Here is a 539-nt window from a genome sequence, read left to right as displayed (position 1 = left end):
GATCAGTAGGCGTTGGAGCGGCCCGGGAGCACGTGAAGCGCCGTGGCGGCCAGGATCTTGAGATCCAAAGCGAAACTTTGGTTCTCAATGTACCACAGGTCGAACTCGACCCGGCGCTGCATGTCGGCCAGCTGCGGGGTGCCGCCGCGCGAGCCGTTGACCTGAGCCCAGCCGGTGATGCCGGGCCGCACCGCGAAGCGGCCGGAATAGGCGCTCAGCAGCGCGCCGTAATGGCGGTCATGGGCCAGCGCGTGGGGACGCGGGCCGACCAGCGCCATCTCGCCACGCAGCACGTTGATCAGCTGCGGCAGCTCGTCCAGGCTCGTGCTGCGCAGGAGCCCGCCGAGCCGGGTCAGGCGGGCATCGCCCCGGCGCGCCTGCGAGACCACCGCCCCGTCCTCCTGCACGTGCATGGTCCGGAACTTGTAGATCAGGAACGAGCGCCCGTTCAGGCCGGTCCGCGTCTGACGGAACAGCGCCGGACCCGGGCTGTCCAGACGCACCAGCAGCGCGACAAGCGCCAGAAGCGGCGCCAGCAG

General features: G+C 70.1%; 1 protein-coding gene. It reads right to left on the bottom strand.

The genetic code is table 11. The annotated features are described in order from the left end of the window. Positions 1-2 precede the first annotated feature (2 nt). A partial coding sequence (locus MKK63_RS23020) for a sugar transferase (protein WP_244005955.1) occupies positions 3-539 on the bottom strand: 537 nt, incomplete at its 5' end.

Origin of the sequence: Methylobacterium sp. J-088, assembly GCF_022829295.1 — a bacterium.
Lineage (GTDB): Bacteria > Pseudomonadota > Alphaproteobacteria > Rhizobiales > Beijerinckiaceae > Methylobacterium.
This window is presented reverse-complemented; position numbering and strand designations above follow the sequence as displayed.